Here is a 26237-nt window from a genome sequence, read left to right on the forward strand (position 1 = left end):
CCTTCAAAATGCGGAATTTTTCTGTCTGTCCCCCTTTTTGCCGTTTCTGTTAAGGAATTTTTTCTCTCACATGTTTGCGGCAACCGACAGCACCTGACTGTTCCTCCTGCCGTTGCTTAAAACTCATATGCCTGTTTAAAACATGGCGAAAAGGTTTCACAGTTATCCGTTTACTATATCGAAATAATATGGATTGCCGTTAAGGCACAACTTTTACAAGACCATGGCCGGTAAAATACAGTTCACCGCTTACAGCCTTCTCATTCAGGATCTTTTCCAGAACGGAGCAGTAAATTTCAATTTGTTTTGAATAATGCCTAATGAGTAAATTTAATTGTTCTTCTGTTTCATAATGGTTAGTTTTATAATCAATTACGGCCCACCCGTCTTTCTCCTTGACGACAAGGTCAATTTTACCATGCAGAATTACAGGCAGTGAATCATTTATGCCCAGTTTTTCATATACTGCGTCGCCACTTTCCAGCCGGATCGCAAAAGGAATTTCGGTTAATTTCAGCTCAGCGTTCAGTATTCGTGAATAAAGTTCGCTTTCTTTAAATTCCTTTATCAGTTTCTCGGCCTGTTTGCCATGCTCCGGTTCCGTAAATCCATACCGCTTAAGTATTAAATCCATGCAGTTGCCGTAATATGCTTCATCCCTTACCAGCCTTTCAATAATTTCGTGCATGGCGCTTCCCCACTCAGGGCCAAGGCCGCCCTTTACGGCAGGAAGCGGATCTTCGCTTATTACGTCGGTCACAGCCAGCTCCATGTATGTCGGTCTTTCAGCGGTGTTAATCAGTTCCTTCACATGTTTCGTATATTCTTCAAGTTCCTTCCTTTTTATATATACTGATGATTTGGGGTAATCAGGCTTAGGAACAGGTATTTCAGGTATTTCATAAACGTCCTTGCTGGTATCGGTAAAGTCAAGCAACGGTTCCCATGGGTTTTTGTTGTTGTTTTTTTCACAGCAGGAAATAAAAAGCAGATTTTTGGCTCTTGTTGCGGCAACATACAAAAGACGGGTTTCCTCGGCATTCAGGTATCGGGTCTCAGCGGCCTCATATTCCGCCCAGTTCAAAGGCTGAGCCAAAATCCTTTTAGGCTGAAATTCGCCTGTTTTCTTTTTTATAACGAAATAGCCGACCGATTTGTTTTCGGCTCTTTGAATATGGTAATCGGGAGCAATGTTCGGTTTTTTGTAAGGATTGGCGAGAAAAACCACAGGGGCTTCAAGGCCCTTTGCCTTGTGGAGATTCATAATCCTTACCGCATTGCGCTCTTCACCGGTTATATCAAGCTCTTCGTCCAAATTCGCATTTACTATTGCGTCGAGCCGATCAACCATTGAATTGAAATCGCTGAAACCTGAAACGGCATTGCGTCTCAGTATTTCCAGAATTTTTATTATATACCCGCAGCCTGTCTGACCTTCTGTCCCGACAAGAACCAGCGGGATTAACCCTATATCCTGCGCAATTTTTTCAAAAGCGGTTACCGGCGGATTATTTCTCGTCCAGTTAAGGTACATCAAAAGTTTCTCATATGCAGTCCTGAACAAGGATGCGATCTCTTCGGGCAAATCTGCCGGAATTTCGGCATAAGGCCTGAAAACGCCTCCACAGAGTCTGTATTCCGCCAGAGCTTTGTCGCTGATGCCAAAAAATATCCCTTTAAGCACGGCAACAAGCAGGACCTGGTTTTCGGGATCCCGCAAAAACTTAAGAAGTATAATAAACTCCTTTAATTCCTCCACATCGGAAAGCAGACTGCCGCCCGACATCTGTACCGGGATACCGTACTTTTTCAGCGTTTTTGCATAAACTTCCATTCCGTCCTTGTAACGCAGAATGATTAGAAAATCCCTGTATTCCGGTTTTTCAGAAAGACCTTTTGCCTTCTCCTGCGGGGTTCTGTAGAGTTTTATTCCTCCATTGTCAACGGCGTTTCGGATAATCCGCGCAATATACTCTGCGTCGGTTTCAATTATCTCCTGCTTTTTTTCAAATTCTCCGGGTATTTTTATAACCCTTACACCCGAGTCACACCCGGCGGCATTCTCATTAACGGCATTCAGAGGAGAAAATTCGGCCTGGCAGGCAGTCTCCCCGCCCGACAGCAGATTCTCAAAAACCCGGTTAAACCATATCCCCAAAGTATCCATTGAGCGGAAACTGGTTGTCAGTTTCACCACACTTCCGCCGGTTTGCAAAAATATCTGTTTCACGCGGTTGTATATATCGATATCCGCCCTTCTGAATCTGTATATGGACTGTTTCGGATCCCCGACAACAAAAAGGGAACCGGGGTGGGGAACAAGTTTATGCCACTGCTTTTCATTTATGTCCTGCCCTGTAATCATAAACATCAGCTCGGCCTGAATGGGATCGGTATCCTGGAATTCGTCTATCAGAAGGCAACGGTATTTATTCTGGAAGTACAGCCTGACTTCGGGATGGTTTTTAAGCATGTTAACTGTTTTTAAAAGCAAGTCCTGGAAGTTAAGCCCCGACCGCCTGGCTTTAAGATTTTCGTAATACTCCACCGCAGGAAGCAGAAAGCTCATCACTACATCATGACAATATTCCCGCCATTTTTGCAAAGCAGGTTTTATTTGTGTTTGAGCAATGGTATTAAACTCTCCCTGAATCTGCTTTGTTGTTGCGCTGTCACAAAGCCACCTGTTCAGAATCACTCTCTGCTCGTTTTCAAACCTTTCAAGTATACTGACCCTGTTAATGTCAGTATCCATGTCAAAATAACTGAGCATTCGGACCGAATCCATGATTTTTGACTGAAGACTGTCATACCCCTTTTCAGGTTCGGTTTTCGGGATGTAATGCCTTGCCCTGTACAGAAGTTTTTTAAGTTCTTTAACAACAGGCATTAAGTCGGGCTTTTGAATACGGCTTCGCACAACCTCCACATCGGGATATTCGGTCAGAAGATTGAAAATCTCTTCCATGTCCGCAGGCTTAATTCCGATATCATTGAGTTCTGCCAGCTTTTCGGGAAAATCCTTCCTGATATCAAGCAAATACTGCTGCCATGCCTGTTTATGCATAAGTTTATCGGTCAATTCGTCCATTTCCTCAAAATCGGGATCAACACCGCCTTCGACAGGTCTTTCCCTCAGCAATGAAGCACAGAAGGAATGTATTGTCCCTATAAAACTCTTTTCCATATTCTCCAGCGCTTCTTTAAGAGCGCTTTTAATCGCTGTATTTTCCTCCTCACGGTACCGTCTTTCCAGTTCGTTCTGAAAGCGCTCTTTCAGCTCCTGCGCCGCTTTTCTGGTAAATGTTATCGCGGCCATGTTTTCCACTTTGCATTTTCCCGAAATTACAAGGCTTACCATACGGTTTACAATGCTTGTAGTCTTTCCAGATCCGGCTCCCGCTTCCACAAGCATATTTTTATCAAGTTCATTTACTATCTGATTTCTTTCGTCAATATCCGGGATTACCTTTTCATTCATAGTCTCTAAGCCCCCTTAACGCCACAAGAGCAGAAACGTCCTGATCATTTCTTTTGGCCTGTATCACATTCACGAGCCTGTGAACGCGGCACACCTGCCGGTAGTCACACCAATGGCAGTCGTCGGTATTTTCGGTCGGGGCGAACACCCCTTCCTCAATAATGTCAAAAAGGTTGTTAAGCAGTTTTATTAGTTTGGTCCGATCCCGCTGAACGCGGATAAAACGCCTGCCCTCACCTTTCCTTGTGGGGAACAGATAGACCCCCTCTCTTACTTTTACGTCTCCGGCATTATTTTTGTTTCTGAGCAGTACTTCCAAGGCATAGGCATACAAAGCATGCTGAAGCTGCCTTCCCTGCTTGAAAAAATCCCTGTCGCTGAAACCGTAAGTTCCTCCTGATTTATAGTCCACTATTCTGTAAATGTTTTCATCCAGTTTATCAACCCTGTCGATTTTTCCCGACAACAGAAGTGTTCTTTCTCCTCCAAGACGGATTTCCACCGGAGGGTAACCGTTGTCGTCCAGCCCGAATGCAAGTTCAAATTCAACAGGTATGCCTCCGTCATAATTCTCTTCTTCAGACGCCAGGAAAATCAGGCATGATTCAAGAATATCCCTTTTTTCAATGTCAAACACGACATCGTTCGGAGGCGAGATTTGTCTCCTGAATTCGTCGATCACCGTTTCGGCAATTTTAAGTATAAGCGAACAGTGAGCCTCTTTAGACGGTTTCTCGTTTTTTTCTGCTAACGTCTTGTAAAACCGTTCGAAAACAGCATGGTAAAGCAAGCCCTTCTGTAAGGGATCAAGCCACTTTTCAGGATCATATACCGGTTCCTCGGGTGGTGACACGTTCAGAACATAACGCAGGAAATACTGATACGGGCATTTTGCCAAAAACTCAAGCCGGCTTGCAGAAAACACTTCATTTTCCTTATACAGATTCAGTTTCCCGACATACCCGTCATAACAGGTCAATCTGTCACTCCAGCGGCAGTTCCACGCGTTTATCCCGTGTTTCAAATGAGGATAGCATTCGGTAACCGATTTGTTCAAATTCTCCGCCGAAAAACCTTTACAGTACACATTAAGCCAAAAATGCGTCTCATCGAGGGCGTTGTCCGAGGTATATCCTTTGGTATCGTCAAGATAATTTTTTAAATCAGAATAGTCGGCAGAAACATTTCCACTGATCATCCTGTAAACCTGAAGCACAAACGGCGAGGGTATTTTGGCCCTGTTTTCCGCCGTATCAAAGGCTGAATATGTAATTGTCACATTCCCCTCTGTCGCTGCCAGTAACTGAACAAGCCTGTATAAGTTTTCAGCGGGCTTGTCCCTGTTTGTGGCTATATGTTCCGAGATTCTTTGCTTTTCCACATCAAGTAAAACGGGATCCTCCCCCGCTCTTCCCGGGAATCTGTCCGCGTCAAAACCGATGAAATAGTGATTGCGGCGGTTTATATAAAAACCGCCATCGAAATCGGTAAGATGGATATGCCCTTTTTCCGGTCCGGATACTCTTATCCGGATACCACCGATATAATGCTCAATAATCCGAAGCCCTTCATCAAACTCAACCAACAGTCCCGTTGAAATCAGCTCAAGCCTTTCGGTTATTGCCTTTTTAGCCTCTGCGTCCATCACGCTTTTCACCTGGGCAAATGAACTGATAAAATCCGATATCCCCTTTGCGAGTTTATCCAGGTAAACCATTCCGTCATTTGACTCGGGAAGCATGTTCAGCACGGTCTCTGCAAAACCCCTGAGAATGGCAAATACTTTAATCCTGTTTTGCGCTTTTTCATCATCCGGACTGCTTTCATTTTGAAGAAGCGTTATTTTTTCATCGAGAACAGGAAGATACCTTTCTCTTCCCCAGCCAATTCCCGAAACCCTTAACGCGTTCGCCGCCTGAAACGGGGTTATTGTCCAGCCGTTTTCCCCGGGTATCTCTATCAGTTCCTGATAAAGCATTCCTGTCAGACAAGATACCTGATAATTTGAAGCCATCCACTGAATTAGGGCATTAAAGGCCTTTCCGGGCCTTGAGTTTAAAACGCTAATGCCAAAACCGAACGTAACATCTATGCCGAGAAGCATTGCTTTCTGGTATAACAGCTGGGCATAGGGCTCCATTGCAGATGTATAAATACATACACTGTCAAAGGGTATTTTTCGTTCCACAATGTCCCGCATCACGGCTTCAACCTCGTTGCTTTCACCGTAGGCTTTCATTATGCGAATATTGTTTAAGCAGTTATTTGTCCTGCGCTCATCCGGAGAAAACAAACTGGCAAATACAGAGGAGGATTTTTTCTCTTCAGGATATTCCCGGCGGTAATATGACCTCGGCGCATCCATGCCTGCGACAGGCTCGTCGTAAATTACCTTAACCGGGCTGAATGCCTTATCAATAAATTTTCTTTCAATAAAACGAAGTTTAAGGCTGTTAGGAACGAGCAGCAACACCTCCCTGCTCGATACCCCGCTTTCCAGAAGCATTTGTATAAGCCCCGGATAATCGGTCATTTTTTCTGCTTTGAGCAACAAATCATAGTTTTTAATTATATTTTTAATATCTCTCGCTTTTTCCGGGGAAACAAACAAAGTTTCATCAAGAGAGTCGGGATCCAAACCTGCATATTTGATTTCCATTACGGCGTTCCATATAATATCCGCAACTGAAGGTGTCGGCTGTATATCGGTGAAATACTCAAACTCGTTATTGCGTTTCATTTTATATATAACTGAAAACATTTCCCGGCGTGATACCGTATCATCGATTAGTATTTCATTTCTGCCGCTTAAAAGCGGCATGCCAAATTCATGCACCAGCCCCTGAACCGTCTCAACTCTCAGATTGAACACCGGGATTTTTGACGACGCAAGGGATGTGATAATATTCCGCCCCACCGAATATGACGGTACGATAAGTATTTTGTTCCTTAACAGATTATCAGTGCATACGGCAGCCAAAGCATCTATCATTGTTAATGTCTCCTGTCCGTTGGAAGTTTCGAACCGGTAACCACAAGCATGCTGAAGGACATTTAGGCTATATATTAATATTACTATAAAACCGTAATTCTGTTGAGAGAAAAATAACCGTAACTGGCGTAAAAAACTCTTCATGGGCAGACAAGTCGGACGAAAACGGTGATGATACAGCCTGTCGGGCTGACCCAACGCAGCAGACTTTGGAATATTGCAATAAAACTTTGGATAACTGAATAATAAGATGTTTAAACACCCGGAGAAGTCATATACGGAAATATACGCCGAAATCATGATTATGGCCATGCATATCAGAGGAAAAATTTCAAAATACCCGGAACCGAGTGCGTGATTTCGGAAAAAACAAGTCCCCTGTAACATGCCATGGCCATATTGTATTGTAAATCGGCAAGTTAAGTTTATAAATTGCCTGCAAGGCTGTCCATTTTGGCATTTCTCATACTGAGAGGCACATATTCTCTTTGAGGTGCTATGCTCTTATAAGCCGGCCTTATTATTTTGCCCTTATTCACCAATTCTTCTATTCGATGGGCGCTCCAGCCTACAATTCTTGCCACTGCAAAGAGCGGGGTGAACAGCTCTTCAGGAATGTTAAGCGCCCTGTAAACAAATCCTGAATAGAAATCCACATTGATGCTTACGCCTTTGTAGATTTTCCTTTTTTCCGCAATAACTTCAGGCGCAATTCGTTCCACTTTTTCATAAAGTCTGAATTCTTCCTCAAAGCCCTTTTCCTTCGCAAGCTCCCTTGCATATTCTTTCAGTATCTCGGCTCTTGGATCGGATACGGAATACACCGCATGGCCCACACCATAGATCAGGCCGCTTCTGTCAAAAGCCTCGCCATTCAGTAATTTGTTGAGGTAATCTCTTATCTGGCCTTCATTGTCCCAGTCTCTGACATTTTGTTTCATATCTTCAAACATCTGAACAACCTTTACATTCGCTCCGCCGTGCCTTGGTCCTTTCAGCGAACATATTGAAGACGCTATTGTGGAATAGGTATCGGTTCCGGTTGATGTTATTACATGGGTGGCAAAGGTGGAATTGTTTCCCCCGCCGTGTTCTGCGTGCAAAACCAGGGATAAATCCAGAATCACGGCTTCAAGATGGCTAAATTTTGAATCCGGCCGCAAAAGATGAAGAATATTCTCGGCAGTGGAATACCTGCGTTTCGGGACGTGGATCACAAGGCTCTTTTTCTGGTGATAATGAGCCAGCACCTGATACCCGTAAACGGCCAAAAGAGGGATTTGAGCTATTAACTGCAGACACTGCCTTATAACATTGCTGATGGATATGTCATCAGCCTGATCATCATAAGTATATAACGCAAGCACGCTTCTTGCCAGAATGTTCATAACATCCCTGCTTGGCAGCTTCATAATGGCGTCTTCCACAAAGGACGGAGGCAGCTTCCTGTATTCCGCCAACAAAGATTTAAACTCGTTCAGTTCGTTTATCGTGGGTAGCTCTCCGAAAAGCAACAAATACGCCACTTCTTCAAAACCGAACCTGCCTTCCGACAGGAACCCGTTGACTATGTCCTTTATGTCCATGCCTCTGTAAATTAATTTACCCGGCCCCGGAACAGTCTCGCCCTTTTCGTTGACATATGACGCCGTTACTTCACCAATTTCGGTGAGCCCTGCCAAAACGCCTTTCCCGTTTATGTCCCTCAGGCCCCTTTTCACGTCGTACTTAATATAGAGTTCGGGATCAATTCTGTTGCTTTTCTCCGCTATTGAAGCGTATTCCTCAAGCAAGGCATGTTTTCTTTTCTTAATTCCGTCCATGTTACACCTCCTTAAACCAAAATAATAAATTACAATTTGTGTAATAAAAGTAAGAATTTTAGCTGTTGTGTATAAAAAAACCATGGAGTATATCCATGGTTATGTGCTATACCCCTCTTTCAAGGCCTACGAGGTTAGCTGCCGGGCTCGGGCTGAAAGAGTTACCCTATCCTTTTAGAAAGGAATTCGCCCCAAAAAATTGGTTCCCCCGCTTCACTATATGTGAATTAAGCCTATACAATTTTAAGATAAAAACACCGATCGTATCATTATTTTACTATATGCAATACTCTTTGTCAAACAAAAACTTGGATGTAACGGGAACTCCGAAATGAAAATTTTCCCGAATTCCTTTCATTGCAAATATTGGGTTATTAATAATTTTGTGTTCATTATTTTAATGATCAGATTGGGGAAAATTTATGGTCATCAGTTGTAATGTGGAATTTATTTATTTAAATGTAACATTTCGACACCAGTTTTGTTTTATATAATGAAATCCGATGTCACCACGGCTTTGGCATCGGTGTTTTTTCAGATCTTCTTACAGCGCCGAAATACCGAAACTTCCGTTGTCCGGCGCATTGGGCAAAGACAACATTGTAATATTTAGTAACAAACAATTCACAATAAGTTAAGAAATTCTAAATCTTTTTCTGTTATAATTTTAGTGTATGGCTTTTCAAAAACGAATGAAAAAGAGGTAGATCCAGTTGAGTTTATATCAGAATGTATTAGTGTGCGTCACCAAACAAAAAACCTGCGAAAGACTCATAAAAGCCGCATCCAAACTTAAAGCAAAAAACGGAAATCTTCGTGTCCTGCATGTTGCAAAAAATTCATGGAATATTCTTGACAACAGCCGTGAAAGCGAAGCCCTTGAATATCTTTTTAAGGTCTCGAAGGAATACAATGCAGATATGACAGTATTAAGATCGGACAATATATCAAAAACCATAGCAGACTTTGCAAAAAACAACGGAATAGACTTAATTGTACTCGGGCAGTCGAATAATGAACAGGAAAACAAATTCTACAAACAGCTCTGCAACCTGCTAAAGGACGAAATAAACATTGAGGTTATACCTTAGGTTATACATAAGCAAAAAGGACTGTAATGATTAATACAGTCCTTTTATTTTTGCTTAAAACGTTTAATTTGCTTTTCCTTCTTTCGGTTTTACCGGCGGAAGCTTTGAAAATACTTTGCCTATCGCCTCCATAGCCCTGTCCATCTGCTCTTTTGTGTGCGTTGCAGTATAACTCGTTCTGAGTAGGCACTGCCCGGGCGGTACAGCGGGAACTATTACAGGATTTACGTAAACCCCCTCTTCAAAAAGCATTTTCGTAGCCAAAAATGTCCTTTCGGTCTCATAGGTCATTATCGGAATAATCGGGGTTTCTGAGTCAAGTATCGGAATACCCATTTTTTTTAGCCCCTGCCTCATATAATCTGCAATACTCAGCAAATTCTTTATCCTCCACGGCTCCTGTTCTATAATTTCGAGGGCTTTCAAAGCTGCAGCGGCGTTAGCGGGAGGTATTGACGCACTGAAGATAAAGGGGCGTGAATTATGCTTTACATAATGGATCACTTCCTCACTTGCGGCCATAAATCCGCCAAGGCTCGCCAAAGACTTACTGAAAGTACCCATTATGATATCCACTTTGTCTTCAAGGCCGTAGTACTCAGCCGTTCCACGGCCATGCTCACCTATAACGCCAAGGCCGTGGGCGTCATCCACCATAACCCGTGCGCCGTATTTTTCGGCAAGTCTGACTATTTCGGGAAGATTGCATATATCGCCTCTCATACTGAATACGCCGTCTGTTACAATCAGCTTTCCCTTGTTATCGGGAATTTCCCTTAATTTCCTCTCCAGATCCTCCATGTCGTTATGCTCGTATCTTACCATTTTCGCATAGCTCAAACGGCAGGCATCGTAAATGCTCGCGTGGTTTTCCTTGTCACATATGATATAGTCATTTCTCCCCGCAAGCGCCGAAATTATGCCGAGATTACTCTGAAAACCGGTACTGAATGTCAGTGCGGCTTCTTTGTTCAGGAATTTAGCCAGCCTTTCTTCCAGTTCCATATGTAATTTCAGGGTTCCGTTCAAAAAACGCGATCCTGAGCATCCCGTGCCGTATTTAAGCAAAGCCTCCTTAGCGGCCTCTATTACACGTCTGTCTGATGTAAGTCCCTGGTAATTATTTGACCCAATCATAATTATATGGCGGCCTTCCATAATTACTTCGGTGTCCTGGCCGGTCTCAAGATAGTGAAAATACGGGTAAATCCCAGCTTCCATAGCTTCTTTCGCCGCTGTGTAATCATAACATTTTTGAAACAGGTCCATACCAACATCTCCTTGTCCTTTATGAATCAGGCTGTTAAAAAAGTTACAAGCCGCATTTATTACTAAGTCATAATACCTGAAACAAAGGTAAATACAAAAATATTGTATCACACTTTTTTAAAATATCCATATATTTTTGATTTTTTGAAAGGTTTGTATTAGAATTGTTCTGAAATGGAAAATTTGTTCAAGGGGGCTTATTCATGCCGCAAAGCGGAAAAGTTATAATTGTCACGGGAGCGTCTTCGGGGCTGGGTCTTGCGGTTGCTAACCATCTTGGAAATATGGGGCATAACGTCTATGCGGGCGCAAGATCCTTTAAAAATTCCAGCCCGGACAGCGGAAATCTTAAAAAGATGTATTTGGACGTCACCGACGAAAACTCGGTAAACGAATTTGTCCGGAGCGTCATCGACGCCGAAGGAAAAATAGACGTTCTTGTAAACTGCGCCGCCATGCTGGTTTTGGGGTCGGTGGAGGATATTTCCATGTGTGAGTTCGAACAGGTTATAAACACAAACCTTATCGGAACGGTAAGAATGTGTAAGGCCGTACTGCCATATATGAGAGAAAGAAAAAACGGCCTTGTAATAAACTTCAGTTCCATAATGGGTCTTCTGGCAATACCTTTCCAATGTGCGTACAGCGCTTCAAAATTCGCAATAGAAGGTTTTTCTGAGGCACTCAGCCTTGAAACCCGGGATTTCGGAATTAAGGTCGTGATTGTTGAACCCACCGATCACAAATCTGGCTCACAGAAATACAGACCTCATGCGAAAGGTGCAGCACTTGAAACTTCGCCGTACAGGGATATGTTTCTCAGGGTTACTGAAAAAATAGAATACGATGAATCCCATGGAAGTGAGCCCGAAAAACTGGCCGAAGTGATAGGCAGAATAATAGACAGTAAAAATCCGAAATTAAGGTATAAAATAGGCAAATTTGATCAGAAACTTTCGGTCGCCGCAAAACGGATACTGCCCGGAAGAATTTTCGAATCGGTTATTCGATCTTATTACAACTGCGTGAAAAAATAATGTTTGCAATGGTTTTGATAAACCTGTATACTTGAAATTGCTGAGTCATGGCGAAAACAGAAAGGGAATTATGAATTCTGAATTAAAGTATAAAAAATTGTATAAAAAAGTCTGGGGAAAGCTGGAAAACATTACGCCTTTAAGTTTTGACTGCGGGCAGCTGTGCAACGCAAAATGCTGTACCGGCACTGATAACAACGGAATGCTGCTTTTCCCCGGAGAAGAATATTTATATGCCGGCAAGGGCTGGTGTTCGGTTAAAGACACCAATATAGTCCTTTCTGACGGGTATGTAATAAAGTTGCTGGTATGCGGCGGGGAATGTCCAAGGAACGAGCGTCCGCTGTCATGCAGAATCTTTCCTTTAATACCGTACCTGAATGAATACAGCAGAGTGGAGTTCAGGCTGGATCCAAGGAGTTTCGGGATTTGCCCCATTACCCGGGACCCCGTTAAGTATCCGGTGGAGGAAGTTTTTATTGACAGACTGTATGAAGTTTTTCCGCCGCTGCTGAAAGATGGAAAAGTGGTGGAATTCATTGAAATATTGTCGGAACAATATGACGGGTTAATGGACATTTTCCGGAAAATCTCCGGGGATTGATATTGTTTCCCGAACACTACCAATCATGCCGGCGTTAATAATCGAAACTAAAAATCAAGGCACTCTGAAAGCAGGTGCATCGTCAGGCCCTTTTCCTTTATTGCGCTGATTATATCGTCCAGCCTTGATGTGTCATAGGGATTAAAATGCAGAAGGACTATCGAACCTCCCGTCACTTTTTTCGAAATATGTTCAAGAACCTCCTCCGCTAATAAATCAACAGATTCCGTCTTTAAATCATGATGCCTGAGTACCGCATAATAGCTTTCCAGATTCCATCCCACCGGAATATACCCCATTTCGGAAACAAGCTTTAATATCCTGTCACTGTCATTTCCCGCGCCACCCGGGAGACGAATGAACGGAAACTCCCGTTTCATCCTGTCTATATATTCCTGTCCCAGTACCTCTGCGGCATTCGCTTCCCACTCGGTTATTTCCTTTTTCGCCTCGTCATTGCTGAGCCGTGTAAGCCAAACGTGGTTCTGTGTATGGTTGCATATTATATGGCCTTCCTCAACGGCCTGTTTCCACAAATCAGCATGGGTTTTCAGATACTTACCTATTATAAAAAAAGTGCCTTTCACATTGTGCTTTTTTAACACTTCCAGGACCTTTTTTACGGCTTTCTGATTTCCCCCGTCGTCAAATGTAAGGCAAATACGGGTTTCATCATTAAAACTTTTTACCGGGTACATCAGCTCAGAAGCGGCTTTCTCCTGATCCTGGGCAGGACTTGTCCCTGAGACTGGTTCGGGAGCCGGAGTCGGCGTAAAAACCGGAGTTGGAACCCGGGTCACGGTGACAGAAAGTCCGGCCGCAGGTGACGGTGTAAATTCCGGGTATGCCGTCGGCTCAGCCTTATTGGCATCAGTTTCAGAAACGGCATTTGATTCGGTTTCGGGTAAGGCGGAGCCTGAAGTTTCAGGGGAAGATACCTTATTGTTTTCCTCATTCTCCATCGTTCTCGAAACCGTAACCGTTTTACAACCGCTTAAAAGGGTTATCATCAGAAAAAATATCAAACAGAAATAAAAAAACCTAACCATTTGAAAATCTCCTTAAAACAAAAAATAATACGGCTTATCAGCCGCTCCATTTTACATCACATTGAGGATTATACCACAGATTGTCAGCACAGTATAACCCTAAAAAATTTTTATTATTGATCGCTTTCTCCGTACAAATCACCGCCCCTACTTTCCAAATCGCAGGCGGTGGAATTTTAAGCCAGACATGCAAAGTCAGGTCCATACCACCCACCGAATTATTATCTTTGGATAACAGTCTATGGGATTGGAAAATCAAAAATTATTTAAAAAGTGTATTGAAGCAATTTGCATTATATAATATTATATAAACTTAGAAAGTTTTAGAAATGAAATTTTGAAAACTTAAAATTGCATTTTCCATTTTTACCGACTTATTATTGTCTGCTTAAACAGCTTGTGCAAAACATTAAACCTCACATTTCATAGGTTAAGGAGCTAAATAATATGCCAAAAAGAACTGATATTAAAAAGATTCTCATTATTGGTTCAGGGCCGATTGTAATCGGCCAGGCGTGCGAATTTGACTATTCGGGCACTCAGGCCTGCAAAGCTTTAAAAAAGCTTGGTTACGAAATTGTACTTGTAAACTCCAATCCGGCCACAATTATGACCGATCCCGGCATTGCAGATGCCACGTATATTGAACCCCTGAACGTTGAACGGTTAACCCAAATCATTGAAAAAGAACGTCCCGACGCACTTCTTCCGAATCTGGGCGGTCAGTCAGCGTTAAATCTCTGTTCAGAACTGTCAAAAGCAGGAATCCTCGAAAAGTATAACGTCGAAGTAATTGGTGTGAAGGTTGATGCCATTGAACGCGGCGAAGACAGAATAGCATTCAAGGAAACAATGCGGAAGCTGGGTATTGAAACTCCCCGCAGTATGCCTGCCTACAGTGTTGAGGAAGCAGAAAGAATCGCCCTTGAGCTTGGTTTTCCTGTTGTTATACGCCCTGCATATACGCTTGGTGGCACAGGCGGCGGGCTTGTTTATAACATTGAGGAACTGAGGCAGGTCGCAAGCCGTGGTATTTCTGCAAGCATGGTGGGACAAATCCTGATTGAGGAATCGGTGCTTGGTTGGGAAGAACTTGAGGTTGAAGTGGTTCGCGACTCCAAAAATCAGATGGTGGCGGTATGTTTTATTGAAAATATTGATGCAATGGGAGTACACACGGGTGATTCGATTTGTGTTGCGCCGATGCTTACAATAAGTCCCCAGTTGCAGCAACGGCTCCGGGAATATGCCTTCAGAGTCGTTGAAGCAATAGAAGTAATCGGCGGTACAAATGTCCAGTTTGCCCACGACCCGGTGACAGACAGGATCGTTATTATTGAAATCAATCCTCGCACATCCCGTTCATCAGCTCTTGCATCAAAAGCCACCGGCTTTCCGATTGCCTTTATTTCAGCAATGCTGTCTGTAGGAATAACTCTTGACGAAATTCCGTATTACAAAGGCGGTACCCTTGACAAATATACGCCGTCGGCTGACTATGTGGTGGTTAAATACCCGCGCTGGGCTTTTGAAAAATTCAAGGACGCAAAGGACCAGCTTGGAACGCAGATGAAAGCCGTGGGCGAAGTAATGAGTATAGGCAAAAATTACAAGGAAGCCCTTCAGAAAGCCGTGCGTTCTCTGGAAATCGGACGCTATGGCTTTGGTTTCGCAAAAAACTACAATTCACTGGGGTTAAAGGAATTACTGGATCTTTTGATTGAACCTTCAAGCGAACGCCAGTTTATAATATATGAAGCGCTGCGCAAAGGTGCGGATGTTGATCAGCTCAGCAGAATCACCCATATCAAAAAATGGTTCATCCAGCAGATGAAGGAACTGGTTGAGCTGGAAGAAGAAATATTGAAATATAAAGGATCCAGGCTTCCTGATGAATTGCTTATAAAAGCAAAAAAAGACGGTTTTGCCGACAAATACATTGCAATGCTTTTGGACACAAGCGAAGAAGAAATACGGAAACAAAGAATTGGGCTTGGCGTTGTGCAGGAGTGGGATACAGTTCCTGTAAGCGGCGTTGAAAATGCCTGTTATTATTATTCCACATATAACGGCTCAAAAAAGAAAGAAACATGCACTTCAAACGCAAAACCGAAGGTTATGGTCCTGGGCGGAGGTCCAAACCGCATAGGCCAGGGAATAGAATTTGATTATTGCTGCGTCCATGCCGCTTTCGCACTCCGCGATCTGGGGTATGAGACGATTATTGTCAACTGTAACCCCGAAACTGTCTCAACCGACTACGACACATCCGACCGCCTGTATTTTGAACCTCTTACGGTAGAAGACGTATTAAGCATTTATGAACATGAAAAGCCGGCCGGAATAATAATCCAGTTTGGAGGGCAGACTCCGCTGAATATTGCCGGGGAACTTGCAAAAGCCGGTGTAAGGATCCTGGGCACAACCCCTGAAACGGTTGATACAGCTGAAGACAGAGATCTGTTTAGGCATATGATGGATAAGCTGAACATTCCGATGCCGGAGTCGGGAATGGCAAGCAATCTTAACGAAGCCCTGGAAATTGCCGAAAGAATCGGTTATCCGTTAATGGTAAGACCGTCTTATGTGCTGGGCGGACGCGGCATGGAAGTGATATATGATCAGGAAATGCTTGAAAGATACGTTTCCGAAGCCAAAGGCGTTACCCCCGATCGTCCGCTGCTTATAGACAAATTCCTTGAAAACGCCATTGAAGCCGAAGCCGATGCTCTGTCGGACGGCAGCAATACCTTTGTACCTGCGGTGATGGAGCATATAGAACTTGCCGGAATTCATTCAGGGGATTCGGCGTGCGTAATACCGCCAATCAGCCTTAAACCCGAGCATATACGGACAATATCCGAATACACGGCCAAGATTGCAAACGAATTAAAGGTTGTCGGGTTAATGAATATTCAGTATGCCGTCTGCAACGACAGGGTTTATGTGCTTGAGGCAAATCCCCGCGCGTCCAGGACGGTACCACTGGTGTCAAAGGTTTGCAATATACAAATGGCGCGGCTTGCCACCGAAATCATTATTGCCGCAGAAAGGGGCATGAAATCTCCGGTACCCGAATTGAAACACAGAAAGATAACCCACTTCGGAGTTAAGGAAGCGGTATTCCCGTTTAACATGTTCCCTGAAGTTGATCCGCTGCTGGGTCCTGAGATGCGTTCCACCGGAGAGGTGCTGGGAATTGCCAACTCGTTCGGCCTGGCATATTTCAAAGCCCAGGAGGCAACCAAGGTTCCTCTTCCGACGAAAGGCGCCGTTTTGATGAGCATTGCGGACAGGGATAAACCATACCTTCTTGAGATTGCGCAAAAATTTGCAGAACTTGATTTTGAAATAATCGCCACCGAGGGAACGTATAATTATCTTACGAATAACGGGATAAAGTGCCGGAAAGTAAAAAAAATGTATGAAGGAAGGCCTAATATTGTGGATTTAATCCTCAACGGGGAAATACAGCTCATAGTGAATACCCCTGCTGGAAAACAGAGCCAGCATGATGATTCATACATAAGGAAAAGCGCAATAAGGTATAAAATCCCGTATATTACCACAATGACCGCGGCCCTTGCAAGTGCTAAAGGTATTGCAGCATACAGGGCAAATCATGAGAAAGACGACAAGGTAAAGTCTCTTCAGGGCTACCATGCGGACATTGACAAATAGCAAGTTTAAGGAGTGTGCTGTCCTTGGGAGGAATATTTGGAGTTGTTTCAAAGAATGACTGTGTAATGGACCTTTATTTCGGTACCGATTACCACTCCCACCTCGGAACAAGCCGGGGTGGGATGGCGGTATGGTCGGGCCGTTCCTTTTCCAGGTCAATACATAATATTGAAAACGTCCAGTTCCGCTCGAAATTTGAAGTGGATTTGTCCTCAATGAGCGGGAATATGGGTATAGGCTGCATCAGTGACAACGAACCCCAGCCGTTGCTTGTCCGCTCCCATCTGGGGCATTATGCAATTACTACCGTCGGACGTATAAATAATCTGGATGAACTTGTTGACCACTGTTTGAAATCCAATCTGATGCATTTCCTTGAAATGACGCGTGGCGAAATAAATCCGACCGAAGTGGTTTCAGCATTAATTGACCGGGAAAGCACGATTAAAGACGGTATATTGCGTGTTCAGGAAACGATTGACGGTTCATGTTCGTTGCTGGTATTAACCAACAACGGCATATACGCCGCGCGGGATCGTCTGGGGAGAACCCCGCTTGTTATCGGGAAAAAGGAAGGGGCTTATTGCGTTTCGTTTGAGTCCTGTGCTTTTGCCAATCTCGGTTACAGCATGCATTATGAGCTCGGTCCCGGCGAAATAGTGCTTATAACTCCCGACGGCATTGAACAGCTTAATCCGCCCGGGAATAAAATGAAAATTTGCTCTTTCCTGTGGGTTTATTTCGGTTATCCCTCTTCAACTTATGAAGGCGTTAATGTGGAAATAATGCGGAACAGGAACGGTGCGATCATGGCAAGAAATGACAAAGTGGATGTTGACTATGTAGCCGGAATCCCTGATTCAGGCGTAGCTCATGCAATAGGCTATTCGAACGAAGCAAAAATACCCTATGTAAGGCCGTTTATCAAATACACCCCTACATGGTCAAGAAGTTTTATACCTCAAACCCAGGAAATGAGAAACCTTATCGCCAAAATGAAACTTATGCCAATTGTGGATCTGATAAACGGTAAAAAAATTTTATTCTGCGACGATTCTATAGTCCGCGGCACACAAATGAAGGAAACCGTCCAGTTCCTGTACAGCCATAACGCAAAAGAAGTTCATATTCGCTCGGCTTGCCCGCCGTTGCTGTTTAACTGCAAATACCACAATTTTTCAAGGTCAAAATCTGAAATGGAACTGATTACAAGGCGAGCGATCCAGTTCCTTGAAGGGGACAGTAACGCCCATCTGGACGAGTACTGCGACCACAGGACCGAAAGATACTGCCGCATGGTGGAATACATCGGAAAACAGCTTAACTTTACCACACTGAAATATCAGACTCTTCCCGATATGCTCGATGCAATCGGTCTTCCCCATGAAAACCTGTGTACCTATTGCTGGAACGGTTTGGAATAAAACCCCGTCTTCATGGATATATAACCATTGACTGCATCTATTGTGAACCTGTCGGGGGCCGATTCAAGCACATAAACGCCCGACCTTTCAAGAACGGAAAATGTTCGCAGCCTGTCATCCACCAGCTTAAGCGCCGCGCTTTTTGTGAAAATGTCTTCGTTTACTCTTATTATCTTCTCCGCCTCATCATAAAGATGAGGATTCTTTATGCATATGACCATGACCCTGTGGGCGGACGCACAGGTTTTCCACGCACTGACGATGTCCATTGCATGCTCGAAATTAAATGGATCGGTGAATAAAAGTACCAGGCTTTGCCTGCTCTGCTCTCTTTGCAAAAATGAAAAAGCCTTATGATAGTCGGCATAAGTGTCGGTTGCCTGAATATTGTAGAGGCTTTCCGCCAGTCTTTGAAAATGCGCTGTTCCCTTTGCCGCCGGCACAAACCTGCTTATTTCGCTGTCAAAAGCCAGAAGCCCTATATTGTCACCGCAGCCTATTACCGTTTCGGCAACCGTGAACGCAGCATTAACCGCGTAATCCAGCTTGGTTATTTCATTTATTTCCTCGTCCATAACCCTGCTTGTATCCATCATCAGATATACATACTGATTTTTTTCAGGCTCATAATAGTTTGTGTAAAGCTGTCCCGTTCTTGCCGTTACATTCCAGTTAATATATCTAAAATCATCGCCCGGAACATATTCACGGACACTTTCAAACTCCGTGCCCGCCCCCATGCTCCGTAGCTTCTTAATCCCCGCAGACACCATGTTTTTTCGGGTGATTGAAAGATTTCTGTTTCTGTAATCACCAAGGTTTGGATACACCTTTACCCTGTCGCTGATTTTAATCACTCCTGAAACGACGCACAGTCCCAGAACACCGGTTAACCTCACATACAAATCCGGAAACTCAAACTCTCCCCGTTTCACCGGCCTGACATTGTAATATACATTCCTGATCTCACCGGGATTTACCGTAAATTTCAGTATCTCACTGTCCACGCCGAAACTTTCCGGCACACTGTCCCTGAGTTCAATTGTGAACCTGTGATTAAAAGGATTTTCTATGTACAGATCAATTCTGTTCCAGTCGGAAAGGGACAAAATTCTCCCGGTTTCCCTTCTGAAAACAAGGTTCGCGGGTTTCGGAGATATGCAAAAATCCACAATAAGCAGCGCAGCCAGCACCAAGTTGTAAGCAAGCGCCGCATATGCTCCAACGCCAGGTATCAGCGAAAAAGCGGCAGGTATAAAGCCAAATAAAACCAGTAAAACAAACCGTTTGCTGAAAAACATACAAACATCCGCCCAACCGTCGTTATCTGGGCACTTCCACCGTCCTTAATATTTCGTCCAGAATGTCGTCAACGGTCAGATTACCAAGCACCGTCTCAGGCTTAACTATAATCCTGTGCCTCAGCACAGGCTTTACCATTTCAGTAACATCTTCAGGTATTACAAAATCCCGCCCCGAAATCGCCGCGACGGTCTTTGCACATTTAAGCAACGCTATCGACGCCCGGGAACTTGCTCCGAGAAGCACCGCATGCGAAGTCCTGGTAACGTAAATTAACGAAGTAATATAGCGTATTATGTTTTCGTTTACAAAAACCCTGTTTATTTCCTGCACAATTTGCGCCCATTCATCCGGATCAATAACGGCCGAAACAGCGTCAGCGCTAATCGTGCCCCCGCTCTCATTTACCTTTTTTAGAAGCACTTCCTCCTGCTCTGGCGGAAGATGCCTGACTTTCAGTTTCATTAAAAACCTGTCCAACTGTGCCTCGGGTAACGGGTAAGTTCCTTCAAACTCCAGCGGGTTCATCGTGGCAAGAACCATAAAGGGTTTCGGAAGTTCGTAGGTTTCCCCGTCAATCGTTACGTTTCCTTCTTCCATGCATTCCAAAAGTGCCGACTGGGTTTTCGGAGTGGCGCGGTTTATTTCATCGGCAAGCAATATATTCGTAAAAACAGGGCCTTTTTTCACATAAAAAGCACTGTTTTTGACATCAAACACTTTTGTTCCCGTAACATCCGAAGGCAAAAGATCGGGTGTAAACTGAATCCTTGAAAAGTCCGACTTAAGCGTCCTGGCCAAAGCCCTTGCCGCCAAGGTTTTCCCAATTCCCGGCACGCCTTCAATCAGCACATGTCCACCCGTAAACAGCGCTACTGCCAGTTGTTCCAGAAATTCATCCTGGCCCACTATGACTTTCCTTAGTTCATTCATCAGCCCGTCATATTTCTCTTTAACCAATGGTTTACCGTCCATTAGGTATCATTCCTTTCTTTGCCTTTGATTTCGGTTACTAATTTCAAGTTCAAGTTTTTGGAGCCCAAGGACAATCTCTTTCAGTTTCTTTTTGCTTAAATCCCCCGTCCTCAAATAATATTCGCATTCGTTCAGAAGGGGCAAGGCTTTGTCCCTTACATAGCCCGCCGTTCTCAAATATCCGCCGTATCTCCGGACAAAGCGGCCGTAATAATTTGACAATACCAGCGAATAGGCCTTTTCCTTCTGATAGAGACCTGCAAGTGCCATGACTATTTCATTTTCGGCTCTTTTTGTCATTTCCCTGTCGCCGCGCACCCTGCCAAATGTTTTCCAGCCCCTTATCACAACAAGAAGAACGACCGTTACAAGCTGGATGACTATAAGCTGACCGGTATGTCCAATCAAATCCCATAAACCGGGCGCAGGTTTCTGCATGAACCGGTAATACTCGTTAAATACCACCTTTGGATTATTAATTCTTGCGAGCACATTAATAAAAGCAACCGCCGCGCCGGTGTTGTCTGAGATGTTTTTGTTCAGAAATCTGTCAGCACTGTCCAAAACGCAAATAACCCCATTTTCAAGCCCATACCATGTAATTGTGACATTTCCTGCATTTTCCGTTTCATACCATCGTCTATTCTCTGAAATATAGTCAAAAATCCACAAATTATCAATATTCCGGTGATCCAGAATTACAACAAGCGTATTGCCGTTATTAAGCCAGTTTCTAAGGCCGTTCTTTTCTTCATTGTCATTAAACACCGAACCTGCGGGACAATATGCAACCATCACGGGATTATCCCTTAAAAATTTCACCGGGTAATGATACCGTGAAACCCGAAAACCGCATTTACCAGCAAGAAGGTATAAAGCCTTAAGCCCCAAGTCTCCGGTTCCGTACGTGGTGTAATCAGCATAATCCGTTTTATACACAGTTGCTGAATATAAAACTGTTACGGCGAATACCGACATAAATATTGCGAGCACGAATAAAAGACAGTTTTTCAGCCGGACATTCATACCGGTTTCTCCTTCTGCAAAGCATAAAATTCAAACCATCTGCTAACGCTGGCCTCGTCTATATTTCTGTTGCCGTAGCAGCATTCGTCGAACAGATTTACGAACTCCTGCACAGATACAGCCAATGTCTCGTCCTTCAGCCTGATTTCCCTCAGATACATACGGTTTGTTTTCCACTTTGCAATCTTAATAATTTTTCTTCTGTCAAGTTCCAGAAGCAGGGCTATAAAAAGAAACCTCAGGGCTTTTGAATACTCTTTTGCGGTCATGCATTCGCTATATTTATTTAATGCGTCTTCAGGCCGGCTGAGATACTCAGAGACGCGCGGAAATTCAGCAAATTTAATTTTTTTTGACATATACAGCCTTTTTGTTATCAGTCTTACCAGTAAAAAAAGCAGAACGGACGCGGTCAATACCAGCAAGACCTTCGCCACCGTCTGAAACGAAGAGCTGTTCAGCCCCGAATAAACTCGGATTTCCCGGTTCGGCTGCGAATAGTCAAAAAACTCCCTTACCCATTCCTGTATGGATTCCCATATATCACTTACCAGCTTAAACACCGAATTCGAATTCCCGTTCTGATTAAATTCGCGCCTTTTCAGTATGTCATCCAGTATGCGCCTGATCTCCCGCTCGCTTATTTTGTCAGACCTCATTGTATTCCCCCTGTATCGAAGGCGTCAATTTCCCGGCTTCTTCACGTTCTATTTCCCAAAGAGTCATTTCCAAATCAAGCCCCTCGCGTTTAACCCTGAGGGTAATGTACATAGCTGTAAATATGCATATAAGCACCGGGCGCAGTATCTCGGCAAAAATCTGCGCTATCACGATACTTATCCTATACAGTTCCATGTCAAATCTTCCTGAATTCAAAGCGATTAAACCGAAAACCACTCCTACAACCATTGGGAACAGCGAAACAAGTAAATTACCGAAAACAAAAGTAAGAGCGATCAGGAAAAAATTATTTTTACCAAGCACATTACATCTGCCGATACTTGCTGCCGCCTTTTTCCCCTCTATGCATATTGCGGGCATAAACATCCAGTATTTTCCGATAAAAAATCCCACTACCAGTGAAATCAAAATTATAATTCCAAGCACCGCCAAAATCCCCAGGATCAGAGGGGCAACCGCAATTTTATGGTATATAAATGCCGTGACTAAAAGTCCTGTGATACTGAAAGACAATGCAAACATCCCGGCAAACAGAACAATGTATAAAACCAAAAATACGGCGCACTGGATCAGCAGATACAGCACCCTCCCGAGGAGTAAAACGCCAAACTGGCCGAAACACTCCTTTATGGCCTGCTTGACCGTCACTTTTCTGTTCAGAACGGTATCGGCGTAAATAATCCTTACAACGGCACCTTCCATTACATTTTTTAACGTAATGGCATACAATCCTTGCAGAATCACTGCACCAAACAGCATTGCATACAAAGTAACCACTGATGAAACTATCGCCGCCGGGCTTGTTTTCACAAGTTCCGTGGGTTCCATAAGCTTCCAGTACTTCTCGGTAAATACCGGATTGAACAGGTTCAGTAATAGCATTGCAGGAATATTGAACATCAGGTTTATTATAAAAATATCTTTAAAATGTTTTTTAAAAAGAAAAATTCCATAATCCAGTATATCGGTAAATCTCGCTTTCCGTAACGCCCTTAGCGAATTCATAAATCCTCCGTCTGTAAAAAATCTATATTTATTATCATATAATACCATTCACTTTGTGTCAAACATTGTAAAACAAATAAAAAAAAAGGCGGAACTCCGCCCATTATGTATCCCCGGAATATATTATCTTCTTGCCAGTGAAAACCAATGTACCATAAGCCTTAAAAACAGTTTTATCCACGTAGCCTTTTCCACTTCCTCGGTTGCAACCAGCGGTATATTCAGTATTTCCTTGTTCTCAAGCAGTAACACCATTTCGCCGGCCCTGTCACCGATCGACACGGGCGCATTAATATATTCGGGAAGCCTGATTTCCTCTTTTACCTTGTCCCGCTGCCCGCGTTTCAGCAAAACCGATTTGTTATCCTCATATGCTACCGGCACAGTCAGCGTTAATCCCTTTTTAACGTTCACATTTCCGGCTATTGCATCCTTTCTCTCTATTTTCAGTATTTCATAGTTAGAAAAGCCGTAATCAAGGATTTTTGTCGTCTCTGAAAAGCGCAGGCTCATACTTTCGGCGCCAAGTATTACCGATATCAAATCCAGCCCGTCTCGGGAAGCCGTCGCTGCAAGGCAGTATCCGGCCGCGTCTGTAAAGCCGGTTTTAAGGCCTGTTATTCCCCTGTATTTTCCTATGAGGTGGTTTGTATTGTCCAGGTCAAAGGTACCGTTTCTGAAAGTATCATGTTTTATTGTGGTGTATTCAATTATCTGCGGGTATTTTGTTATAAGCTCCCTCGACATAATTGCTATATCCCTGGCTGTGCTGTAATGTCCCTCATCGGTTAACCCGGAGCAGTCAAGGAAATTGGTGTTTATCATACCCAGCTCTTTTGCCTTTTCATTCATCATTGATACGAAAACCCCTTCGCTGCCTGCCACGTGCTCCGCCAGAGCAACCGACGCGTCATTTGCCGAATGTACCGCAACGGCTTTCAGCAGATCATGAACGGTAAACTCTTCACCAGGGGCAAGGTATACCTGCGAGCCTCCCATGCCTGCGGCGTGTTCCGAAACCACTACCACATCGTTAAGGCTGATCTTATTCTGTGCAATGGCTTCCATTACCAGCAGCATTGTCATGATTTTCGTAATTGAAGCAATGGGACGCCGCTCATCACTGTTCATTTCAAAAATAATTTCCCCTGTATTTGCACACATAAGCAATGCCGATTTTGCCTTGATTTCAAAGGGAATGTTTTCAAGCAACGGCGCATTTTCATTTCCTGTCAACGGCCTGTTCTCATTTTGAAGCCCTGTTTCCTCTTCAACTGCGAAAACGCCCGGATTCGCCGGAACAAGCAACAGAGCGAAAAGCAAAACCCACACGACCGCCTTTTTTATCATTTACGAAAAACTCCCGCAATTTAGTCCCATAATAAATGTATGCATGGCCGATATAGGTTTATTCGGGCTTATTTTTTATTTTGTCTGCGTCATGGCTACTGAATCCTTCCCAAAATCATGGGCTTTTCCGGCACGGGTTCCGGACCGATGACAATCGAACTTTTCAAGACCTGAAGTGCCTCATGTATCCTGTTTTCATCCGAAGCATAAAGAAAAGCGATTGTTTCACCCTTTTCAACTTTGTCACGAGTTTTTTTCACAAGTTCAATACCTGCTGCTGGATCAATGGCTTCTTCCTTGGTTTTTCTTCCTGCGCCCAGTAACACTGATGCAATTCCAAGCCTTTCAGCGTTCATTTTTTCCACAAACCCCGATTTTTCGGCTTTCCATTCGGCCCTGAACTCCGCTCTGGGCAGTTTCGACGTATCTTCTATAACCTTTGGATCTCCGCCCTGCCTTATCACCATCTCAATCAGCTTATTAAGCGCGGTACGCTTTTCTATAGCTTCGGCGGCAAGGTTCCTGCACAATTCAATCTCCCCTTTTCCCGCAACAAAAAGCATATTTGCCGCAAGTTCGATACAAACTTCCTTCAGGTCTTCAGGGCCTTTTCCGTTCAGGGTTTCAACCGCTTCTTTCACTTCAAGCGCATTTCCTATATTGTTTCCGAGAGGCCTGTCCATATCGGTTATAAGTGCCACCGTTCTTCTGCCCGCGCCGTTGCCTATATCCACCATTAGCCTTGCAAGTCTCTCGGCCTCGGCAACGGTTTTCATAAACGCCCCGCTTCCGGTTTTAACGTCAAGAACAATTGCATCCGATCCCAATGCCAGCTTTTTGCTCATTATGCTTGCAGCAATCAGCGATATGTTTTCCACAGTGCCGGTTACATCCCTGAGCGCGTAAAGCTTTTTATCTGCAGGCACCAGGTTCTCGGTCTGGCCTGCAACTGCAATGCCTATTTCCCTTACGTTCCTGATAAATTCTTCCCGTGAAAGGTTCGTGCGGAAACCCGGTATGGATTCCAGTTTGTCAACCGTTCCGCCGGTATGCCCCAGCCCTCTTCCCGACATTTTGGCCACAGGGACTCCGTACGACGCGACAATCGGCGCCACCACAAGGGTGGTTTTGTCCCCGACACCGCCTGTGCTGTGTTTATCCACCTTCACGCCGGGTATTGCCGAAAGATCCACTCTGTCGCCGGAATTCAGCATGGCTTCGGTCAGCCACAGCGTTTCATCGGTATCCATTCCGTTAAAGTATACCGCCATCAGAAAAGCAGAAGCCTGGTAATCGGGTATTTCGCCTTTCGTGTACCCGTTTACGAAGTATTCAATCTCGCCTTTTGTAAGTTTCTGACCATTCCGTTTTTTTATAATCAAATCCAGTGCAAACATATCCATACTCCTTCCGGTATATCGGCATTGTTACACAGAAATATCCCTTT

Annotated in this window: 17 protein-coding genes and 1 riboswitch; of the genes, 5 read left to right on the plus strand and 12 right to left on the minus strand. The window is 44.0% G+C overall.

Annotated elements, in window-relative coordinates:
* Positions 1-199 precede the first annotated feature (199 nt).
* The 3 genes from CST_RS11005 to CST_RS11015 form a co-directional block, all read right to left on the minus strand.
* On the minus strand, positions 200-3481 hold the full coding sequence (locus tag CST_RS11005; RefSeq protein ID WP_015359989.1) for a UvrD-helicase domain-containing protein: 3282 nt from the start codon (positions 3479-3481) through the stop codon (positions 200-202).
* Positions 3474-6473, minus strand: a complete 3000-nt coding sequence (locus tag CST_RS11010; RefSeq protein WP_015485133.1) for a PD-(D/E)XK nuclease family protein — start codon at positions 6471-6473, stop codon at positions 3474-3476. Before CST_RS11010 ends, CST_RS11005 begins: the two co-directional genes overlap by 8 nt.
* A 425-nt stretch (positions 6474-6898) precedes the next feature.
* Entirely contained in the window at positions 6899-8296 is a 1398-nt protein-coding gene (locus CST_RS11015; RefSeq protein WP_015359991.1) for a citrate/2-methylcitrate synthase, read from the minus strand.
* 107 nt (positions 8297-8403) lie between these two features.
* Positions 8404-8540: riboswitch (cyclic di-AMP (ydaO/yuaA leader) on the minus strand.
* A 469-nt stretch (positions 8541-9009) separates the two neighbouring features.
* Here CST_RS11015 and CST_RS11020 point away from each other — a divergent pair.
* Positions 9010-9387, plus strand: coding sequence for a universal stress protein (locus CST_RS11020; RefSeq protein WP_015359992.1), 378 nt, complete (start codon positions 9010-9012; stop codon positions 9385-9387).
* A gap of 63 nt (positions 9388-9450) precedes the next feature.
* Here CST_RS11020 and CST_RS11025 read toward each other — a convergent pair whose 3' ends face one another.
* Positions 9451-10656, minus strand: coding sequence for an aminotransferase class I/II-fold pyridoxal phosphate-dependent enzyme (locus CST_RS11025; RefSeq protein ID WP_015359993.1), 1206 nt, complete (start codon positions 10654-10656; stop codon positions 9451-9453).
* Positions 10657-10859: 203 nt separating this feature from the next.
* Here CST_RS11025 and CST_RS11030 point away from each other — a divergent pair, with 203 nt between their 5' ends.
* Together CST_RS11030 and CST_RS11035 are read left to right on the plus strand one after the other, a co-directional pair.
* The gene (locus tag CST_RS11030; protein WP_015359994.1) at positions 10860-11693 is read left to right on the plus strand and encodes an SDR family oxidoreductase; all 834 of its coding nucleotides are present in this window, start codon (positions 10860-10862) and stop codon (positions 11691-11693) included.
* A gap of 31 nt (positions 11694-11724) precedes the next feature.
* Complete coding sequence (locus CST_RS11035) at positions 11725-12297, plus strand: hypothetical protein (protein ID WP_242823553.1); 573 nt, start codon at positions 11725-11727, stop codon at positions 12295-12297.
* 47 nt (positions 12298-12344) lie between these two features.
* On the opposite strand, the gene CST_RS11040 is transcribed toward CST_RS11035, so the two are convergent.
* Entirely contained in the window at positions 12345-13346 is a 1002-nt protein-coding gene (locus CST_RS11040) for a polysaccharide deacetylase family protein (RefSeq protein WP_015359996.1), read from the minus strand.
* A 447-nt stretch (positions 13347-13793) separates the two neighbouring features.
* Here CST_RS11040 and carB point away from each other — a divergent pair, with 447 nt between their 5' ends.
* Positions 13794-17027: a carbamoyl-phosphate synthase large subunit gene (gene carB, locus CST_RS11045; protein ID WP_015359997.1), complete on the plus strand. Its 3234-nt coding sequence runs from the start codon at positions 13794-13796 to the stop codon at positions 17025-17027.
* Between the two features lie 23 nt (positions 17028-17050).
* Complete coding sequence (locus CST_RS11050) at positions 17051-18451, plus strand: amidophosphoribosyltransferase (RefSeq protein WP_015359998.1); 1401 nt, start codon at positions 17051-17053, stop codon at positions 18449-18451.
* Here the strand turns inward: CST_RS11050 and CST_RS11055 are convergent.
* The 7 genes from CST_RS11055 to CST_RS11085 form a co-directional block, all read right to left on the minus strand.
* A complete protein-coding gene (locus CST_RS11055) occupies positions 18427-19752 on the minus strand; it encodes a DUF58 domain-containing protein (protein ID WP_015359999.1) in 1326 nt (441 codons plus the stop codon). The genes CST_RS11050 and CST_RS11055 overlap by 25 nt on opposite strands.
* A gap of 22 nt (positions 19753-19774) precedes the next feature.
* Positions 19775-20728: an AAA family ATPase gene (locus CST_RS11060; RefSeq protein ID WP_015360000.1), complete on the minus strand. Its 954-nt coding sequence runs from the start codon at positions 20726-20728 to the stop codon at positions 19775-19777.
* A 6-nt stretch (positions 20729-20734) separates the two neighbouring features.
* Positions 20735-21754, minus strand: coding sequence for a DUF4350 domain-containing protein (locus CST_RS11065; RefSeq protein ID WP_015360001.1), 1020 nt, complete (start codon positions 21752-21754; stop codon positions 20735-20737).
* Positions 21751-22413 carry a DUF4129 domain-containing protein gene (locus CST_RS11070; protein WP_015360002.1) on the minus strand — a complete coding sequence of 221 codons (663 nt, stop codon included), beginning with the start codon at positions 22411-22413 and terminating at the stop codon, positions 21751-21753. The genes CST_RS11065 and CST_RS11070 overlap by 4 nt, the downstream gene beginning before the upstream one ends.
* Entirely contained in the window at positions 22403-23440 is a 1038-nt protein-coding gene (locus tag CST_RS11075) for a hypothetical protein (protein WP_015360003.1), read from the minus strand. Before CST_RS11075 ends, CST_RS11070 begins: the two co-directional genes overlap by 11 nt.
* A 123-nt stretch (positions 23441-23563) precedes the next feature.
* On the minus strand, positions 23564-24790 hold the full coding sequence (locus CST_RS11080; protein ID WP_015360004.1) for a D-alanyl-D-alanine carboxypeptidase family protein: 1227 nt from the start codon (positions 24788-24790) through the stop codon (positions 23564-23566).
* Positions 24791-24885: 95 nt separating this feature from the next.
* Positions 24886-26187 (minus strand): pyrimidine-nucleoside phosphorylase, encoded by a 1302-nt coding sequence (locus CST_RS11085; protein WP_015360005.1) that lies wholly within the window; start codon positions 26185-26187, stop codon positions 24886-24888.
* Positions 26188-26237: the final 50 nt, after the last annotated feature.

This window comes from Thermoclostridium stercorarium subsp. stercorarium DSM 8532 (assembly GCF_000331995.1).
GTDB classification, from domain to species: Bacteria; Bacillota; Clostridia; order DSM-8532; family DSM-8532; genus Thermoclostridium; species Thermoclostridium stercorarium.

Excerpts from the sequence above, each read along its gene's own strand:
- CST_RS11005 (WP_015359989.1), bottom strand. The coding sequence starts at position 3,481 with ATGAATGAAAAGGTAATCCCGGATATTGACGAAAGAAATCAGATAGTA.
- CST_RS11010 (WP_015485133.1), bottom strand. The coding sequence starts at position 6,473 with ATGATAGATGCTTTGGCTGCCGTATGCACTGATAATCTGTTAAGGAAC.
- CST_RS11015 (WP_015359991.1), bottom strand. The coding sequence starts at position 8,296 with ATGGACGGAATTAAGAAAAGAAAACATGCCTTGCTTGAGGAATACGCT.
- CST_RS11025 (WP_015359993.1), bottom strand. The coding sequence starts at position 10,656 with ATGGACCTGTTTCAAAAATGTTATGATTACACAGCGGCGAAAGAAGCT.
- CST_RS11030 (WP_015359994.1), top strand. The coding sequence starts at position 10,860 with ATGCCGCAAAGCGGAAAAGTTATAATTGTCACGGGAGCGTCTTCGGGG.
- CST_RS11040 (WP_015359996.1), bottom strand. The coding sequence starts at position 13,346 with ATGGTTAGGTTTTTTTATTTCTGTTTGATATTTTTTCTGATGATAACC.
- carB (WP_015359997.1), top strand. The coding sequence starts at position 13,794 with ATGCCAAAAAGAACTGATATTAAAAAGATTCTCATTATTGGTTCAGGG.
- CST_RS11055 (WP_015359999.1), bottom strand. The coding sequence starts at position 19,752 with ATGTTTTTCAGCAAACGGTTTGTTTTACTGGTTTTATTTGGCTTTATA.
- CST_RS11060 (WP_015360000.1), bottom strand. The coding sequence starts at position 20,728 with ATGGACGGTAAACCATTGGTTAAAGAGAAATATGACGGGCTGATGAAT.
- CST_RS11065 (WP_015360001.1), bottom strand. The coding sequence starts at position 21,754 with ATGAATGTCCGGCTGAAAAACTGTCTTTTATTCGTGCTCGCAATATTT.
- CST_RS11070 (WP_015360002.1), bottom strand. The coding sequence starts at position 22,413 with ATGAGGTCTGACAAAATAAGCGAGCGGGAGATCAGGCGCATACTGGAT.
- CST_RS11075 (WP_015360003.1), bottom strand. The coding sequence starts at position 23,440 with ATGAATTCGCTAAGGGCGTTACGGAAAGCGAGATTTACCGATATACTG.
- CST_RS11080 (WP_015360004.1), bottom strand. The coding sequence starts at position 24,790 with ATGATAAAAAAGGCGGTCGTGTGGGTTTTGCTTTTCGCTCTGTTGCTT.
- CST_RS11085 (WP_015360005.1), bottom strand. The coding sequence starts at position 26,187 with ATGTTTGCACTGGATTTGATTATAAAAAAACGGAATGGTCAGAAACTT.